This window comes from Aquirufa antheringensis, assembly GCF_004307425.1.
GTDB classification, from domain to species: domain Bacteria; phylum Bacteroidota; class Bacteroidia; order Cytophagales; family Spirosomataceae; genus Aquirufa; species Aquirufa antheringensis.
This window is the reverse complement of the sequence record NZ_SEWZ01000002.1, coordinates 299,111-315,943: the sequence shown is the minus strand read 5'-3', so window position 1 is coordinate 315,943 and position 16,833 is coordinate 299,111. Positions and strand designations below refer to the sequence as shown.

Annotated in this window: 14 protein-coding genes; 9 read left to right on the top strand and 5 right to left on the bottom strand. The window is 44.2% G+C overall.

What is annotated here, in order from left to right; genetic code table 11:
- Nucleotides 1-35 precede the first annotated feature (35 nt).
- Nucleotides 36-1,337 (bottom strand): alpha-L-fucosidase, encoded by a 1,302-nt coding sequence (locus tag EWU21_RS04315; protein ID WP_130895581.1) that lies wholly within the window; start codon nucleotides 1,335-1,337, stop codon nucleotides 36-38.
- 75 nt (nucleotides 1,338-1,412) lie between these two features.
- Between EWU21_RS04315 and EWU21_RS04310 the strand changes: the two genes are divergently transcribed.
- From EWU21_RS04310 to EWU21_RS04295, 4 genes are read left to right on the top strand one after another with little or no spacing between them, the layout of a single operon-like run.
- Nucleotides 1,413-1,868 (top strand): DinB family protein, encoded by a 456-nt coding sequence (locus EWU21_RS04310; RefSeq protein ID WP_130895580.1) that lies wholly within the window; start codon nucleotides 1,413-1,415, stop codon nucleotides 1,866-1,868.
- Complete coding sequence (locus EWU21_RS04305) at nucleotides 1,865-2,161, top strand: Dabb family protein (RefSeq protein ID WP_130895579.1); 297 nt, start codon at nucleotides 1,865-1,867, stop codon at nucleotides 2,159-2,161. The genes EWU21_RS04310 and EWU21_RS04305 overlap by 4 nt, the downstream gene beginning before the upstream one ends.
- Nucleotides 2,162-2,167: 6 nt before the next feature.
- On the top strand, nucleotides 2,168-3,355 hold the full coding sequence (locus EWU21_RS04300) for a parallel beta-helix domain-containing protein (protein WP_130895578.1): 1,188 nt from the start codon (nucleotides 2,168-2,170) through the stop codon (nucleotides 3,353-3,355).
- Entirely contained in the window at nucleotides 3,355-4,344 is a 990-nt protein-coding gene (locus EWU21_RS04295) for an SO2930 family diheme c-type cytochrome (RefSeq protein ID WP_130895577.1), read from the top strand. The genes EWU21_RS04300 and EWU21_RS04295 overlap by 1 nt, the downstream gene beginning before the upstream one ends.
- A gap of 33 nt (nucleotides 4,345-4,377) precedes the next feature.
- On the opposite strand, the gene EWU21_RS04290 is transcribed toward EWU21_RS04295, so the two are convergent.
- A complete protein-coding gene (locus EWU21_RS04290; RefSeq protein ID WP_130895576.1) occupies nucleotides 4,378-5,217 on the bottom strand; it encodes a VOC family protein in 840 nt (279 codons plus the stop codon).
- Nucleotides 5,218-5,383: 166 nt separating this feature from the next.
- On the opposite strand from EWU21_RS04290, the gene EWU21_RS04285 reads away from it, so the two are divergent.
- Nucleotides 5,384-5,752, top strand: coding sequence for a BlaI/MecI/CopY family transcriptional regulator (locus tag EWU21_RS04285; protein ID WP_130895575.1), 369 nt, complete (start codon nucleotides 5,384-5,386; stop codon nucleotides 5,750-5,752).
- The gene (locus EWU21_RS11355) at nucleotides 5,745-7,142 is read left to right on the top strand and encodes a M56 family metallopeptidase (RefSeq protein ID WP_130895574.1); all 1,398 of its coding nucleotides are present in this window, start codon (nucleotides 5,745-5,747) and stop codon (nucleotides 7,140-7,142) included. The genes EWU21_RS04285 and EWU21_RS11355 overlap by 8 nt, the downstream gene beginning before the upstream one ends.
- Nucleotides 7,143-7,789: 647 nt before the next feature.
- On the opposite strand, the gene EWU21_RS04275 is transcribed toward EWU21_RS11355, so the two are convergent.
- Nucleotides 7,790-8,407: a peptidoglycan DD-metalloendopeptidase family protein gene (locus EWU21_RS04275; RefSeq protein ID WP_130895573.1), complete on the bottom strand. Its 618-nt coding sequence runs from the start codon at nucleotides 8,405-8,407 to the stop codon at nucleotides 7,790-7,792.
- Nucleotides 8,408-8,443: 36 nt separating this feature from the next.
- On the opposite strand from EWU21_RS04275, the gene EWU21_RS04270 reads away from it, so the two are divergent.
- The 3 genes from EWU21_RS04270 to EWU21_RS04260 all read left to right on the top strand — a co-directional run bounded on the left by EWU21_RS04270 (nucleotide 8,444) and on the right by EWU21_RS04260 (nucleotide 12,072).
- Nucleotides 8,444-9,520: a carboxypeptidase-like regulatory domain-containing protein gene (locus EWU21_RS04270; protein WP_130895572.1), complete on the top strand. Its 1,077-nt coding sequence runs from the start codon at nucleotides 8,444-8,446 to the stop codon at nucleotides 9,518-9,520.
- 84 nt (nucleotides 9,521-9,604) lie between these two features.
- The gene (locus tag EWU21_RS04265; protein ID WP_130895571.1) at nucleotides 9,605-10,771 is read left to right on the top strand and encodes a cytochrome-c peroxidase; all 1,167 of its coding nucleotides are present in this window, start codon (nucleotides 9,605-9,607) and stop codon (nucleotides 10,769-10,771) included.
- Nucleotides 10,772-10,806: 35 nt separating this feature from the next.
- Complete coding sequence (locus tag EWU21_RS04260) at nucleotides 10,807-12,072, top strand: M28 family peptidase (protein ID WP_130895570.1); 1,266 nt, start codon at nucleotides 10,807-10,809, stop codon at nucleotides 12,070-12,072.
- 52 nt (nucleotides 12,073-12,124) lie between these two features.
- Here EWU21_RS04260 and EWU21_RS04255 read toward each other — a convergent pair whose 3' ends face one another.
- Nucleotides 12,125-13,579, bottom strand: coding sequence for a RagB/SusD family nutrient uptake outer membrane protein (locus tag EWU21_RS04255; RefSeq protein WP_130895569.1), 1,455 nt, complete (start codon nucleotides 13,577-13,579; stop codon nucleotides 12,125-12,127).
- A 21-nt stretch (nucleotides 13,580-13,600) separates the two neighbouring features.
- Nucleotides 13,601-16,813 carry a SusC/RagA family TonB-linked outer membrane protein gene (locus EWU21_RS04250; protein WP_130895568.1) on the bottom strand — a complete coding sequence of 1,071 codons (3,213 nt, stop codon included), beginning with the start codon at nucleotides 16,811-16,813 and terminating at the stop codon, nucleotides 13,601-13,603.
- Nucleotides 16,814-16,833: the final 20 nt, after the last annotated feature.

Here is a 16,833-nt window from a genome sequence, read left to right as displayed (position 1 = left end):
AGGAGGGGCCGCTCTAGAAAGAAGCGGCCCCTTTTTTATTTTATAAGTTCGATCACCTGCGTCCCCATCGGCACATCCGCCACCAGAATTCGCATTCCATCCTTCTCGATTTTAGCTTTTACAGCGGCGCCATTTAAAACGGATGCCTTCTTGTATTTGCCTGGAATGAACATACTCTCTTCACTCGGTTTGCGGAACAAATGCACGAATACGCTGCTCGCGTTCTCCGTTGTAACACCCCATTGTTGCGGTTTCACCGGACCTCCGCGCGTTCCATAAACCGAACGGCCGTTCGCCTCTAGCCACTTGCCTACTACTGCTAAACTATCCGTGAATTCCGGTTGAATCTTGCCTGTAGGCATGGGGCCCACGTTCAATAATAAGTTCGCATTGCGACCTGCTGCGCCCACTACTAACTGGTGGATTTGGGTAGGCGTTTTGTACTTGTGGTCGTTCATGTTGTATCCCCAGGCGCCGTTGATGGTTTCGCAGGTTTCCAAAGGCAAAGCAGACGCCGTTTGAAAGCTCAAACCATGTAGATTTTCGCCTGGAAGATCTCGTTCGAACATTTGGAAATCTTCTCCTGGAATCGGATCCAAATGGTGGTTATTCCCGATCATACACGCCGGCTGAATCGAGTGAATCAAGCCATAAATCTCATCGTATTTCCAATCAATCCGCGAGCTGCGATCCTTATTTCCCTCCGGATTCGTTTGATCCCAATGGCCATCAAACCAAATATTCGAAATCTCGCCATAGTTCGTCAATAATTCCGTTAACTGCGCCTTCATGAATTTCAAATAAGACGCGTAATCGCTCTTGCCTGTTCTGCCGGAGTTTTGTCCCGTGCGCCCCGTTTCCCGCGGATAATCATCGCGGTACCAGTCCAAAGTGGAATAGTATAAACCCAGTTTAATCCCCTGCTTCTTGCATTCCGCCGCTAATTCCTTCAGCACATCTCGCTTAAACGGCGTATTCGTGATCTTCCAATCCGATTGCTGTGTGTCCCAATTCGAGAAACCATCGTGGTGGCGCGTGATGAAAATAATGTATTTCATGCCGGAATTCTTGGCCACAGAAACCCACTCGGCTGCATTGAATTCAGACGGATAAAAGCCCTTCAATAGGCGTTGGTAATCTTTCTTTTCGATCTTCCGGTTGTTCATTACCCATTCGCCATCGGCTAGCATCGAAGAGATGCCCCAGTGTACGAAAAGACCGTATTTATTGTTTTGGAAGTCCGTTCTCGCCGCTAGATTTGCGGGAGTAGGGGAGTAAGTTTGGCTGAAAACCAGCGTGCTGGTTAGCAACAACGATAGTAAAAGTACTTTTTTCATAGGTCTAGATTTTCCTCAATTTACTAGTTGTCAGCGCTATTCAAAAATTTTACCGCAAATTCCTTAACTTGGGGTATGGAAACTACCCTTCACTTTGTCGCTCAATGGCTTGAGGCCCGCACGCGATTTTCGAATCAATTGAAATCGCTACATGCAGTAGATTTAGCTAAAAAATTAGGTGATTCCCCTAATTCGATCGGGTTTTTGATTCGCCACATCGGGGATGTGGAATTGTTATTTTCGAAGAATGTGTTTGGGAATTCTTCGGTGCAAGTATCCGCTAAAACGGTTATTTCCGGCCACGATACGGGCGAGTGGGTAGATTTGCCCGCCTTGTTAGCCTATGTGCAGGAGTCTTTCGAAACCCTACATGACACCCTTGTAGCACAGCCCGATTCGGTTTGGTCGGAGGTGATTACGACGAAGGAATTTGGGACAAAAACAAAAGCGGAAGCCTTGGGTAGAATTATCTCCCATACGGCTTATCATGCTGGACAAATAGCCAGCATTCATAAATACGGTAACTCATGAGTTTACGACACGCAGGCATTTTTAATTTTAAGGCAACCGTTTCTGAGTCACAGAAGCACGAATTTTTCTTGGCGCTGAAGGCTTTGGAGGAAATTAACGGAGTAGAAAAAATGGAAGTTTCTCGCCAAACCAGCCCAAAAAATAAGTTCAAATACGGCTTCTCGATGGAATTCGCCTCGCCTGAACTGTACCAAGCCTATTCCATTCACTCTCAACACGACGCCTTCGTGCAGGAATTTTTCATTCCCTTAGTGGAGGACTTTATGGAAATTGATACCGAACAATTAATGTAAAACCGGATGAAATACCTCTTCCTTTTCCTGTGTTTTTCGGCTTTAGGCCAAGCAGACTTTGAAAAAAGCCTGCAAAAGCGCCTCATTTTAGCTGAAGATGGCTCCACGATCGAGATCGAGGCGGGGCGTTTCCAGCTGACCAAAAGCCTTTCATTGGAGGGCAAAAAGAACATCACCTTGCGCGGTAAAGGCATCGATAAAACGATTTTAAGTTTTAAGGGCCAAACCCAAGGCGCAGAAGGCATCAAGGTTTCGAACTGCGAAAACATCGTGATTGAGGATATGACGACGGAGGATTCCAAAGGCGATTTGATCAAGACGATGAATGTAAAAGGCATCACCTTTCGCCGCCTGAAGGCCGCCTGGACAGGTGGTCCCAAGCCCACAAATGGCTCTTACGCACTCTATCCCGTGTTATGCGAAAACGTGTTAATCGATTCGTGCATCGCGATTGGCGCTTCAGATGCGGGCATTTACGTGGGGCAGTCTAAACATATTATCGTTCGGAACTCGGAGGCCTACGAAAATGTAGCTGGCATCGAAATAGAAAATTCCCTCTATGCGGATGTCTATAATAATAAGGCGATCGGGAATACGGGTGGCATTTTGGTTTTTGATTTACCGGATTTAGTCCAAAAAAAGGGCGGCCACGTCCGTGTCCACCACAACTTGGTGAAGGACAATAATTTGAAGAACTTTGCCCCTAAAGGAAATATTGTGGGAAATGTGCCTAAAGGAACGGGGATGATGGTTTTGGCGGCGAGTAACGTCGAGTTTTTTGAGAACCAAATCATCAACCACGCCACCATCGGCGTTGCGATTATCTCGTATTATATGACCGAAAACGCCATCAAAGACAAGGATTACGATCCCTATCCTACGGCGATTTCGATTCACCATAACACCTTCGAGCGAAAGCCGCGTCGAGTGCCTATGGACAGCCGTTTTGGCAAAATGTACCGCTTCGTTTTACGCTTCGGTCGCCACGTTCCCGCGGTCGTATATGACGGCATTTTGAATCCCGCGAAGGTGGGTCCAGACGGAAAATACCCACTGGATTATTCGATTTGCGTGCGGGATAATGTCAACCAAAGTACGGCTAACCTAGATGCAGAGCACAATTTCAAGGGTTTGCAGCAGGGTAAAGATTTGTTTGATTGTGATTTAGAACATGTGAAATCTATTAAGTTCTAATGCGGATACTAATCGTTTTATTGGTAGCGTTTATTGGGCTAGTTTCGGCGGAATCGAATTACCGAGAAAACCTGTCTGATTACGGTTTTTTCAAAGGCACCTTAAAGGACCAAATCCCGGCTGATGGCGTCGTTCCCTACGCCCTCAATTCCCCCTTATTCTCTGACTACGCTTCGAAACTACGTTTCATAAAACTCCCAGAAGGGCAATCGGTCTCCTATAATCCGGATTCCGTTTTGCAATTCCCCGTGGGTACGGCGATCGTCAAAACCTTCTATTATCCGGTGGACGAACGCAATCCGAAGAAGGGCCGTCGCCTGATGGAAACCCGCGTTTTATTGCATGAAGCCAAAGGCTGGGTGGCATTACCTTACATTTGGAATAAAGAACAAACCGATGCGACGCTGGAAGTGGCTGGCGGAAGCGACATGGTGGCATGGACAGACGCCTCCGGCAAAAAGCAATCTTTCGAATACCAAGTCCCTAACATGAACCAATGCAAGGGCTGCCACGAAAGATCAGGGGAAATGACGCCTATCGGCCCATCCGTTCGTCAATTAAACGATGGCCAACAATTGCAACATTGGGAGACGGCAGGCATCTTAAAAGGCTTGCCAAAAGACCACATTCCCGCTCTGGTGAATTATTCGAACACAGCGGCCTCGCTCGATGATCGCGTGAAAGCCTACCTCGATATCAACTGTGCCCATTGCCATAATCCCACCGGACCAGCCCGCTCTTCTGGCCTTTATTTAACCTGGGATTCCAAAGATCGCACCGCCTATGGTTTCCTAAAATCCCCTGTTGCTGCCGGTCGCGGCTCCGGAAATCTGAATTATGACATTGTTCCTGGCAAGCCGGAACAGAGTATTTTACACTACCGCATGGCTTCCCGTGACCCCGGCGTCATGATGCCGGAATTAGGCAGGCAACTCACTCATCACGAGGGAGTTGAATTAGTTCGCTCTTGGATTCAATCGATGCAGTAATTGTACGGATTTGCTCCCTTTTTTATTTACCGCCTATTTTACGGCAGCCTCTAACTCTGCAATCACAAATTTAGACATCTGTAAAAAGGCATAAGTCGCCTTAGGAGCGGTCTCTGGATTAGTCATTAATTTTCCTAAAACCGAAGGGACAATCTGCCAAGAAACACCGTACTTATCTTTCAACCATCCACATCTTCCCGGCGAACCACCATCAACTAAATGATCCCACAAGTGATCAATTTCTTCCTGCGTATCGACCGAGACCATCATGGATACACCCTCATTAAAGTTATGTTGGTGCTCCATCGAACTCTCCATTAAGTGGAACGGTTTGCCATTTAGTGTAAACTGTGAATATTTCACATTCCCCTCTGTGTCGTGTTCCCCTTTTTCATACAGCGCTTTGTGCAGTATTTCAGAATTTGGGAAAAGAGAGGTATAGAAATCAATCGCTTCGTTTGCCTTACCATTATTGACGCCGTTAAACATCAAATTAGGGGCCAGCTTAGCGTGTGATTCATGGTTCTTCATGATCTGCCAATTCACCCCAAACTGATCCGCGCACCAGCCATACAAAGGACTCCAAGGATAGGTATTTAGATCCATTAATACGGTTCCATTTTCGGTTAACTTCGCCCAAACACGTTTGATTTCTTCCTCGTCTTCTAGGTTCAAGAAGAAGGAAATGGATGGATTAATTGGGTATCCCGGTCCGCCATTTAGGTGCATAAAGCGTCTATCGAAAAGACGGTAATTCACCGCCATCGGATTTTCGGAAAGAGGTTCAAAGCCTGAAAAAGTGCTTTGATAAAAGTCAGCAGCCTCTTTTGCATTCTTGTCAAACCAGAGGCAGGTCGCGATTTCGTGTACCATAGTGGAATTAAATTTCGATAGATTATTTGACTTTCCAAATTACTACACACAAAATAATAACTAAAAAAATAGTTAGAAATATTTTGTAACTAAAATTTTAGTTATACATTTGCCTCAACGAAACGCAAAAGAAACTCGAACGCAAAGCATACGAAAAGTAAAACGAATGAAAAAATTAACACAAGCAGAGGAGCAGGTCATGCAGGTCATTTGGAATTTGTCGGAAGGCGGATTTTTGAAGGACATCATCGAGCTGTTGCCGGAGCCGAAGCCACACTCGAATACGGTGGCGACGCTGTTGAAGATTTTAGTGGAGAAGGATTTTGTCCAAATCTCTAATCCGAACCGAAATAATCTCTATTCCGCGAAAGTCTCGAAACGGGATTATTCTGGCCAACGCATGGCCGGTTTAACGGAATCCTTTTTCGATGGATCTTACACGAATGTCGTGTCCTATTTAGTGGACAAGAAGCAGATGTCGATCGAAGATTTAGAACTCCTTTTGCAAAACTTAAAATCGAAAGGCGATGAATGATACATTTATTTACCTGCTGAAATCGATGATTTATGCAGGGATTTTCTTTGGCTATTATACGCTATTCTTAAAGAATACGATTTACCACGCCTATAATCGCTTTTATCTGTTAGCGGCGATGGCTTTAAGTGTAGTTTTTCCCATGTTTCATCTAAGTATTAGTGTTTTTGAAGAAGAAGTAGCTGCCACACCCGCATTAAAATACCTGATGTATGGTTCAACCGCGCCAGTGCAGGGATTAAGGGTAACGAGTGCAAATATTCCTTCGGAATTAGTGCCAATGTATGTAATCAGTGCCTTATTACTCTGTTATTTAGCCTATTCGATTATTCGGATTTTCCGATTGAAGGCGATGAATGCCAAAAAACAAATGGGCGATTTTACCTTCATCGAAACAGACTTAGAGGAGGCGCCGTTCTCGTTTTTCTCGAACCTTTTTTGGAAAAAATCCATCTCCATAGAAGACGAAAATGGCCAAAAAATGCTGCAGCACGAGCTCACTCACATTCGGGAGAAACACTCCTGGGATCGTCTTTTTTCTCAATTGATTTGTTCCGTTTTTTGGATGAATCCTTTCAACTGGATCATGCAAAAGGAATTGCAAAACATTCATGAATTTATCGCTGACCGCGACGCGGTGGGCACCGGAGAGGTGGATGCTTTTGCCAAAATGCTCTTACAAACCTATTACGGTAATCATTTTTTAAATCCGAGTCACTCATTCTATTACTCATCTATTAAACGAAGAATTATTATGTTAACAACCTCCAATACCCCTAAATACGCCTACCTTAGAAAGGTGGCCGTATTGCCTCTAGTGGCGATTTCTTTGGTCTTATTCTCGATCCAATTGAGCGCTCAAAAGCCTAAGCCTAAAAAGGAAGTGGCAACACAGTACACGGTTACGATGCGACCAGATTCGACCACTTTTTCTGACCCTAAAACAGGCAAGAAAGTATTTTCTGTTGCCACACGTGATATGCCACCTCCGCCGCCACCCGCTGGTGCGCCAGCACCGCCTACTCCGGCTGTTCTCACTTTACATGGCTCTGGTTCTGACGTCAAAGTGATCCATCTCGATTCAACTACTGTTGAATTCAAAGGACAAAGTGGTGGGAAAGAGATCGTTTTTCGTGCTGAAAAAGTGAACAATAACGACTTAGGTTCTGGAAAAAAGCCGAATGTTATCCTAAGTCCGTCAGCGTCTACTTCTCCTAAAGTCAAGCCCCTCATCGTCATCGACGGAGTCATTACCTCAGAGATAAACTTGAATGATCTTAACCCGAATAACATCCAATCGATGAATGTCTTGAAAGGCGAAAAAGCCACGACTAAATATGCAGAAAAAGGAGCGAATGGTGTGATTGAAATCACCACCAAAAAGCCCTAGCGCTAAAGGTTTTAAAAAATGATAGAATAATATGTAATAGCCGGTGATTTTCACCAGGCTATTACCGTTTATACCTAGTTGATTTCGGATTCATTTCAGGCCATATTCTTGAGCTCAGACTTGAATGTAGACAGTAAAAAAGCTGTTCAGAATTTCCTATACTGTACACAGAAGTGTTGGTGAAACCCGAAAAACCACTGAAGAGTAGGGGGAAATTGGGATATTAACTATTATCAATGTAAATTATCGGAAACAAGTATTCCTAGCTTGAATGAATCTATAGGTTGTGTTTCCATATCTACATTTGAATCTACACTAAACAATTAGCTATGAACCTTCTATCTCCCATTAACTCACTGATATTCAGAATTACGGTTGCAGGAATTTTCATTGCTTATTTTCTATTTTTGATAAAAGTTCTTAGGCAAATTATTTTGGAGAAATCATTTTCCAATTACAAAAAAACAATAGCGATAATGCTAGTTTTGTTTATTCCAATTGGTGGTCTAATGCTGTATTTCGCTTTTTTAAATTTTCAGAAAGAATTTAAAGTTAGTCCAAAGTAAATTTTGAAACTAGGACTAAAAGGCAAGACCGATTTCGCGAAATTCTTGTTTTCAAAAATGTCACATAATTGAATAAGAGCGCTAAAAAGTAGCTGGATCCGGGCAATTTTCCGCATAAAATGCTACATCCCGCTTAGAACAAACGCCCGGATAATCGCCGTGAAATCCTTGCAGGTCGCGAATGAGTTGAAAATGTAGGTGTGGAGGCCAGCCGCCATTTTCGTCCGAGTTGCCTAGGTGGCAAAGTAGTTCTCCTGCGTCAAAAGTCATTCCCTCGTCTATCTCGGCCATATCTTCCATCCCTAGATGTCCGTATAAACTGTAGATGTTTTCTGCCGGGTGGTAGAGGATAATCGTGGGGCCATAATTGCCAGAACCGCGATTAACCTGGTAGCTGTGCACGATACCAGCCAGCGGCGCGAAAACGGGTGTTCCAGCTGGAGCCCAGAGATCAACCCCTAAGTGAATGTTTCTGAAATCGTCCGAGTTCGTCGCAAAATTCTCGTGTGCCTCGTAGATGATGCGGTGTTCGAGGTAGCCGCCCACACCGTATTTGGCCCCTAATTTTTCTTCCATATACGCACAAAAAGCGTCGATTTTCGAATAAATACGGCGTTTTAGCTCCTTATTCTTCGCACTTAGATCCAGCGTGATACTGTTTTCAGGCGTTAATGGCTCGTAAAATAGGCGGTTAATCATTCTTGAATTTATTTGCTTAAATTTAGTCAAAGATAAATGATGCGCCTGCTATTCACCCTGCTTCTTGCCCCCTTTTTCCTCTTCGCACAGCAAAAATATCAGTTAACTGGTTCTGTGGTGGAGAAAGGAAACGTTTCCATTCCGGGCGCGAGTGTCTTCATCGAAGGAACGACGATAGGGACACAGGCGGATGCAAATGGGCACTATGTTTTGAGAAATATTCCGACTGGTCGACATCGCTTAGTCGCTTCGATGGTGGGGTATTTACCCAAGTTAGTTTCCCTGGAATTTCCCGCAAAAACCTCGGAATTGAATTTCAATTTAGAGGAAGACAACAAAACACTTGACGAAGTTCGGGTGGTGGGTTCGCAAGACAAGATCTGGGAAAAGCAATTCAGGGCCTTTGAGAAAGGGTTTTTAGGAGAAAGTTTCAATCGAAAAGAGGTCTATATCACGAATAGAGAGGTAGTTGATTTTTCCGAAGACGAGGACGTTTTTACGGCTAAAGCCTCACAGCCTGTGCAAATTGTGAACAAAACGCTGGGCTATAAGATCACGTATTTTATGGACAATTTTGAGAAGACGAATAGCTTGACGGCGTATAAGGGTTTGGCGAGTTTTGAGAAAATGGTGGCAGAGGACGCGAAGCAGGAGCGGAGATGGCAACGAAATCGTGTGGAGGCGTATGAGGGATCGATGAAGCATTTTTTGAAGGCTTTAGTGGATAATCGGGTAGAAGAGGAAGGATTTAATGCGTTTTTATTGAAGCCGGAATACTTGAATAATTTGCGGAGGGGCTTGTTTTTTGATCGGAATAATGAACGGCACGTTGCTTTTAAGGCAGCCGAATTAGCCGGACCTATTACTACAGATGGCTTGCGAACCCTTGAATGGCGAATTCCCATGGAAATTGTGTTTAATAAAAAACGCGTGACAAGACCCATCTTTATGGATGCCCCATACCCTTACACTATTTTGATTCCGAAAGGCCTGATTCAAGTAACGAATACGGGTGATATTATGAACCCTTATTCGATCGAGATGCGGGGAGATATGGGGAAGATAGGGATGGCGGACTTGCTTCCTTTGGACTTTGACATTAGTCAACCTTAGTCTGTTCATCGCCAGGATATTACGAAACGTCTACTTAGCCGGCTTATAGACGTAGATTTTCCTAGCTTCACAAAAAATCACCCTATGCGTTTATACACTCTTGTTCTATCAATCTTATTATTCAGCTGCAAAGATGCACTGGATACCGTTACCTCGGATCCGTATACAGAAATCCAAAAAGCCCTCTCCATCAATCCCTCCGCGCTAGAAAACTATGCCGCGCAAGGCAAGCCGGCCTACGTGAACAAGGATAATACCGGACCTAATGCAATCACGGACAAGGCTGCCACGCTAGGTCGTGTCTTGTTTTACGACAAGAATCTGAGTACGAATAATACGATTGCCTGTGCGAGTTGCCATAAGCAGGAATTTGCGTTTGGGGATACCGCTATTTCCAGTTTAGGCGTGGAAAATGGGCGGACGGAACGGCATTCGATGCGCTTGATTAATACGCGCTATGCGAACGAGGCGAAGTTTTTCTGGAACGAGCGTGCGGCGAGTCTAGAGGCGCAGACGACGATGCCCATTGTGGATCATTTAGAGATGGGTTTTAGTGGCCAAACAGGGCGCGGCAACATCACTTCACTCCTCACAAAACTGAATGGAATCGGCTATTACAAAGAATTATTTACACTCGCTTATGGCGATGCGACGATCACGGAGGCGCGGATGCAAACGGCTTTGGCCCAATTCATTCGCAGCATACAATCCTTCGATTCTAAATACGACATAGGCCGCGCACAAGTGGGCAATGATGGCGCGCCTTTCCCTAATTTCAACGCTCAAGAAAATGCGGGCAAGAACCTCTTTCTAGCTCCGCCTATCTTTAATGCGGCGAGCGAACGCATTGGCGGGGGCTTCGGATGCCAAGGTTGCCACCAAGCTCCGGAATTTGACATTGATCCAAACTCACGTAATAATGGTTTCATAGGTGTGATCGGAAGTACCAATACTGACCTCACCAATACGCGTTCTCCTTCCTTAAGAGACATTTTAAATGCGGCCGGAGTCGCAAACACGCCCTTCATGCACACGGCCGTTCCTGTCACGATTCGCCAGGTTTTAGCACATTATAATTCCATTGCCGCACCTGCCAGAAACACGAATTTAGATGCGCGTTTGAAGCCGAATAACATCGGTCAAAACCTCCAAATGACTCCCGACGAGATCAATTCCATGGTCGCCTTTTTGCGCACCTTAACCGGAAAGGATGTCTACACGAACAAGAAATGGGGGAATCCTTTTCTGTAGATAATTGTGTAATATTGTCGGAATAAAATCTTCCGATGAAAAAAATCTTCTTACTCTTAGCGCTGCCATTATTGGCTCAAGCGCAGAAAATTGACAAAATCATTACGCGCTCAGAAACCGAGCGTATCGAAACCTATTTAGCCTCTGACGAGCTGGCGGGCAGAAAACCGTTCACGCCGGGTATTGAAAAGGCGGCGCAATTCATCTCAGCTGAATTCGAGAAAGCGGGATTGCAGAAGACGAATGGCTCCTATTTGCAAAGTTTCCCGATGTATCAGTCGAAGGTGCTATCGGTAGCAGGTGGTCTAGATGAACAAACCTTAGAGTCAAAACAAGTCGCCATTATTTCCAAAGAAGCGACCATCCAGATCGACGAGAAATCGGGTTTTGAAGTGGCGAGCATTAAGGAAGGCGAGAATTTTGGCCAAAATGCTTACCGCCTGATGAGCGCCAAAAAACCAACGATCGCCTTCTTACACGAGAGCTTTGCCAAATACATCCCGCGTCTTTCTGGTAGAGGTCCACTCAGAGAAAATCAAGCTACGATTATTTTCGTAGTTGCGAATACCATTCCTACGAAGTTTAAAGTGAGCGCGACGCAGCAAGTAGAGAAACTACAATTATCTAACGTCGTGGGCATCCTTCCCGGCAAAAGCCGCCCGAATGAATACGTGATCTTCTCTGGCCACTACGACCATTTAGGCATTGGAAAACCCGTAGCAGGCGATTCCATCTACAATGGCGCAAACGACGATGCCGCAGGAACTACGGCGGTGATGATGCTTGCTAAATACTACGCTAAAAAGCGGAATAACCAACGCACCTTGATCTTTGCAGCCTTCACGGCAGAAGAAAGTGGGGGACATGGCAGCGTCTATTTCTCGAAGCAATTTAATCCAGATCAAGTGATGGCGATGTTTAACCTCGAGATGATCGGTACAGAAAGTAAATGGGGGAAAAACAGTGCCTACATCACCGGTTACGAGAAGTCGTCGATGGGTGAAATTTTGAAGAAGAATTTAGTGGGTTCTCCCTTCACCTTTTATCCAGATCCATACCTAGACCAAAACTTATTTTACCGCTCTGACAATGCCACGCTAGCAGAATTAGGCGTTCCAGCCCATACGATTTCTACGTCTAAGATGGACAGCGAGCCTAATTACCACAAGGCGAGTGATGAGATACAGACTTTGGACCTAGACAATATGACTGAAATCATTAAGGCTATCGCGAAGAGCGCCACCAGCATTATCTCTGGACAAGATACGCCTAGCCGCGTAGATACGGCTAAACTTAAATAAACAAAAAAGCCGCTCCCTCATAAGAAGGAGCGGCTTTTCATTTTAAACCTGATTACTTGTTCAAGTTCGGGTTGTTTTGAACTTCTTCGATTGGAATCTTGAAAGTTAAACGTGTATCGTTCGAAGGAATAGGAGTTCCTACAAATTTTAAGTGGTTAGCACCACGATTCACAGTTCCCTTGTTACGCTTCAATGATAAGTACGACTTTCCTTCACCCCAAAGCTCAATACGAGTCTGTAAGTAAATCTCATCTAATAACGCTTTTCCAGTCAATGCATCGATGTAAGATGCATCAGGAACACGTAGCGCCATGATAGCTTTTAACGATTTTCTTGCGCCTGCTTCATCACCTGTTTTAGCACAAGCTTCTGCATTTAACAAGTACATCTCTTCCACACGCATGTAGATATAATCCGCGTCGATTGTTCTTTGACCACCGATCACTTTGTTCGGGTGGTAGAACTTACCAATAGGAGCTAGTTTGCTCGCTGTTGCGAATTGCGCTTTTCTGATGTCATTCGCTGGGATTAAGTCATAAAGAGCTTTGTCCATCCCTTTGATATCACCCGCCCAGGCGTATGAGTACGTGTAAAGGTCCATTTGGCCCCACCAAGAGATCAAGTTTAACTTCGAATCTACTGTGATGTCTACACCCCACATCCACTGGCTAGTAGCTAGGTTATTAAAACCACCTGTTGCTTCCGCAGCTGTCATGATTTTGAAACCACCTGTTGCGATTACATCAGCCGTTACAGACTTCATCGCTGCGTTGTTACCCATCGCACCGTGAACATACGCTAACATACCTTTCGCTACTGAAGCGTTTACTTCCGATTTATTAGCGCGATTAAAGTCTGCTAACAAAGTCTGCGCATCTGTTAAATCTTTCACCATTAACGCATATACATCCGCCGCTGTGCTCTTAGGCAAGTTAGGATCAGTTGTATTTTTGTACAAAGGTAAAATCTTCTCAGAAGGGTTGTATTCGTTTTGGAAATACTGCGCTAAGTAGAAATACGAGAAGGCACGCATTGCCTTAGCTTGACCCATGTACCAACGACCAGCTGCCGTTGCTGGAACTGCATCGCTTCCACCTAAACCATCGATGACTGTGTTAGCAGCAAAGATAAGGCGGTAGTAGAAACGCCATACTTGGTAGTTATCTTGGAAAGTATAATCTACTGTTGTTTGGAATTCTGTAATCGTTCTGAACCAGCCATAGATAACCGAAGTTAAAGCCATGTCACCAGAAAGTAAGTCACCATACATATCGTATGATTTATGACCAAAGTCATCGTGACCCGTTGTACCGCCCGTTCCCGCGCCATACATCGTTGCATAAATACCTGCTACGTTCGCAGATTGTAAACTTGGATTTAAAGCAGAGGCTTCTGCGATTTGATTCGCTGAAATAAATTCGGTCGGTTCCGTCTGCAAAAATTCTTCTTTACAACTAACTGTTCCCATTAGGACAGCCGCAAATAAAAATTTATATACTGTTTTCATCTTTCTATTTCGTTTAAAAAATTAAAACTTAACGCGTAAGCCTGCTGTCAAAGTAGACAATGGCGAGTAACGGTATTGATCAGAGCTTCCTGTTTCCGCTGAGCTTGGGTTGAAACCATTTCTAGCTGAAGCTAAGAACAAGTTATCTCCAGATACCCAAAGGTACACACCTGTAATAGGGCTATTCGTGAAGAATTTGCTAGGGACTTTATATCCGATCTGAATGTTATTTAACGTTAAGAAATCTGATTTCGTAATGAAACGAGTCGATGCAGAGTTTACGTTTGCATCTTGACCAGCTGATAGACGAGGTACATCAGTTGCCATACCTGCTTTTGTCCAACGTGCTAAGATATCTGTGTGGTAGTTATTTCCACCTGCAGCACCACCTGAGTTCATTAAACCAGCATAAGCACCATCATAAGCGTAACCGCCTAAGCTGTAAAGGAATTGTGCACTGATGTCAAAGTTTCCTAATCCACCATTTAACGTAAACGCTCCTCTAACGGTAGGGAATGGGGACTTGTTAATGAACTTAGTTGTTCCATCCGCATACGTAGCTGTACGAGACACCTTCACTGTTTTCAATGTCTCTGCTGTAGCAGTCGCTTCGAAATCAGCCATTGACTTGATGTTTTCTGTTGCTTGACGCACATTGTCACCATTTGCATCTGCCCAATAGACGTTCCACTCAGAAACACCCGTCTCTGGATTCACACCTGCAAACTCACGTGTATAGAAATCAAAGATCGAGTGACCTACTGCTCTACCGTAGATACCATCGATATCGATGATCTTCTCTTTACCCGTTGCTGGGTCGATTGGTAAACGTAACATACGGTTCTCAATCAATTCACCATTAATCGTGAAGTCTAAGTAGTTTTTCTTCGATTGTAATAAGTGAGCTGTTACATCGAATTCGATACCTGTGTTACGTAAAGCACCATCATTCACACGAAGAGACGCATAACCTACGGAAGGTCCTACACGGCGATCGAAGATCAAGTTATCAGTCGTCTTTGTGTAGTAATCAATCGCAACATCTACGAATTTGCCTAATTTGAATTCAGCACCTACTTGCATTTGCTTTGAAATCTCCCACGTTAAATCTGGGTTACCCTTTGAAACGAATGATAAAGAGATGTTAGAGTTCAAGTTTTGTACTTGGAATAAGTCATATCCAGGATATAGACCGATACCACCTTGCTCTCCAATTAGACCATAAGAAGCCTTTAACTTCAAGTCTTTGATCACTGGAACATTGTCCATAAATGCCTCCTTAGATACTAACCACGCAGCACCTACGGAACCGAAATCACCCCATTTGTTTTTCAAGAAACGAGAAGATCCGTCACGTCTTACGGTAGCAGATAAGAAGTATTTGCCATCGTAATCGTAGTTCAATTGTCCAAAATACGACTCTAATGAGTAGTTATTTAAGTACGATTGAGGAGGGTTAGAGATAACCGCGTTGTTGAATTCAACACCGTCTGGCATCACTAACTTGTACATAGACGCCCACATGTACTTCGTTTCTGTCGCATAGCTCTCGTGTGCAACGAATGCTTCGAAGTTATGCACATCAAACGACTTCTTGTAACGTAATAAGTTTAACAAGTTGTAGTTTAAGGTTTCCGTTTTCTGCTTGTAGATATAACCACCTTGACCTGCGTTAGGACCGTAGAAAGGGTTGTTTTGGTTATCCAAAGAAGCGTTTGAATATTGTAAACCTAATTTGTTTTCTAATGACAAAGCAGGCGTAATTTGAATATTCAATGAAGTCGCTGCGTTTACATCGTGTGATTTCGTGTTACGGATACCTAATTTAGCATCAGCAATCGAGTTCGTTAACGCACCAAAACCACGACCTACACCGTAATCGTATTGGTATCCATTGTAGTATGGATCACGTACGTATTGAGATGTTGTGTTATCGTGTAAGAATAAAGGATAGATCGGTGGCAAGTTATCCACAAACCAGAATACAGATCCTGAGTCAGATGTTTGACCTGGGTTGTTTGTCACACCGTAAGAGTAACCGATGTTTGTAGTCGAGCTTAACCAAGACTTAGGGTTATGCGTCAAGTTCAAACGAGTAGAATAACGCTTGTAATCTGTGTTTACAGAGTAACCTACATCTTCTAATGCACCATAAGAGGCGAAATAACGAGTCTTGCTATTTCCTCCTGAGATTTTCAAGTTTGCTTCGTTACGATTCGAGTTTTGGAATGCGTAATCAGCCCAGTTCTCCGGGATATAACGACGCGGTGTTCCTGGAACGACTTGTCTTGTAGTAGGATCAATTAATTGAGCCGCTGGAACAGTCCACATATTGTAGTTAGGCATGTTTGCAAACAAGTTTGTGTTTGCATAAGCCGTAGGGTTAGCGTTAGCCAAGGCCACACCTCTGTTATACCAGCCTTCCCAAGTCAAACCAATGTATTGCTCTGGGTTACGGATGGTGCTGTAACGAGGTAATAAGCTCATGTTTTGGCCTGATTTTAATTCAAGTTCAATCACAGCATCCCCTGTTTTACTACCTCTTTTTGTGTTGATTACCACCACACCATTTGCTCCACGAGAACCGTAGATCGCTGTTGCAGCCGCATCTTTTAAGATAGTGGTGTTTTCGATATCACCTGGGTTAATCGAGTTAATGTTTCCTTCGAAAGGCACACCGTCTAACACGTAAAGTGGGCCACGGCTACCATTAACGGTACCGATACCACGGATACGAATAGCCGCTGAAGTACCTGGTTGTCCAGATGAGTTGATGACAGTCACACCGGCTGCTTCACCCGCTAATCCCTTAGAGATGTTAGAGAAGTTTTTACGCTCGATGTTTTTCGCATCTACGACTTTCGCCGTACCTGTAAAGGATTGTCTTGTTGTCGTAGAATAAGAGGTTACGATAACTTCATCTAACGTATTGTCAGATGTTAAGGCTACTTGAACAGATGAAGTGGCACTTGTTACAGCGACCGTAGATTTGTTGTAACCTACGAAGCTGAAAGTTAAGCTTTGGCCATCCGCGGCCGCAATCGAGAACTTACCAGACTTGTCTGTGTTTGTTCCCGTTTTTGTTCCATTTACGATGACAGATGCGCCCACTAAAGGTTGGCCGTTCTCATCTGCTACCGTACCTGTTACAGTTTTCGTTGCTTTCTGGGCGAACGATACCTGCATCATGAACACTAAGATTAGTGTCAAAAGGCTAGTAATTTTTGTTTTCATAAGCGATGAATTTTGCAAAA